3 protein-coding genes are annotated in these 1026 nt (G+C 46.7%); all 3 read right to left on the minus strand.

Annotated features, from left to right (window positions below; genetic code table 11):
• Positions 1-31 precede the first annotated feature (31 nt).
• A complete protein-coding gene (locus tag I656_RS00030; RefSeq protein WP_020756991.1) occupies positions 32-259 on the minus strand; it encodes a sulfurtransferase TusA family protein in 228 nt (75 codons plus the stop codon).
• A gap of 103 nt (positions 260-362) precedes the next feature.
• Positions 363-623 (minus strand): metal-sensitive transcriptional regulator, encoded by a 261-nt coding sequence (locus tag I656_RS00025; protein ID WP_013145015.1) that lies wholly within the window; start codon positions 621-623, stop codon positions 363-365.
• Complete coding sequence (locus I656_RS00020) at positions 590-982, minus strand: hypothetical protein (protein WP_033007046.1); 393 nt, start codon at positions 980-982, stop codon at positions 590-592. The genes I656_RS00025 and I656_RS00020 overlap by 34 nt, the downstream gene beginning before the upstream one ends.
• Positions 983-1026 lie beyond the last annotated feature (44 nt).

The following is a 1026-nucleotide window of genomic DNA, read 5'->3' on the forward strand; positions in this document are numbered from 1 at the left end:
TACATATATGGGTATATTAAAACCTAAAAAATTATCCTTTTTGAATCCAGAACGTCAACACACCGTTTTCCTCTTTCATCTCAAGCACCGTATGGCCGCTTGCTTTCGCCCATGCCGGCAAATCGTTTTTCGCCCCTTTATCGGTCGTGTGCACCTCGAGCACTTGACCTGATTGCAATTCGTCCATCGCTTTTTTCGCTCTCACCACCGGCATCGGGCAGGCCAATCCTTTTGCATCCAATACTTTCGTTGCGTTCATTTTGATAACCTCCTTGATATCATACGTTTTATTACCATTACCCCTATTGGTATATTGCTACGAGAAAAAGAACGTTGTCAACACCTTTTTGTTGAGCAACGCATTAACGGCTTTTCACAAGCAGTTCCACTGCTTCTTTGACAAGACTGTCTGTGCTTTCCCCTTTTTCCATGCTTTCACGAAGACAATGTTCCAAATTGGTGCTGACGATGACGGCAATGGCGCGGTCAATGGCATTGCGCGCCGCCGACAGCTGGGAAACGACGCTCTTGCAGTCTTTCCCTTGTTCCATCATGCCAAGGACGCCTTTAATTTGTCCTTCAATCCGTTTTAAGCGGTTTTTGATCTCTTTGTTATATTCCATCGGCTCGTTCGCCCCCTTTCTTGACAATCGCAAGCCGTGATCGAATAGCTTTTCACCTCATAGCCATAGCGGCGCAACAGGCGGATGCCGACGTTTTTTTCGATGTCATCCTGAACGATGATATGAAGCGGCTTTGGCGGAATATCCCGCGCATGCCGTTTCAAATACGCCACCGGAATATGCAACGCTTGGCCAAATATGGAGCCGTTGCTTTCATTATAATCGCGCAAGTCAAGAAGAAGCAAGCCGTCCGGCACCTCTTCTACCGGAAGGCATGGGATATGTTTGACAGGATAGTAGCGTCGATACAACGCTGCGCCCAAAAGAATGAGAAAGAATAACAAACTGCTAACGATCAACGGTTCACCCCCTCTATTCACCCTATGCATGATCATTATATACC

The sequence above is a fragment of the Geobacillus sp. WSUCF1 genome, from assembly GCF_000422025.1.
Taxonomy (GTDB): Bacteria; Bacillota; Bacilli; order Bacillales; family Anoxybacillaceae; genus Geobacillus; species Geobacillus zalihae.

Coding starts and splice junctions, on each gene's coding strand:
- I656_RS00030 (WP_020756991.1), bottom strand. CDS start 259: ATGAACGCAACGAAAGTATTGGATGCAAAAGGATTGGCCTGCCCGATG.
- I656_RS00025 (WP_013145015.1), bottom strand. CDS start 623: ATGGAATATAACAAAGAGATCAAAAACCGCTTAAAACGGATTGAAGGA.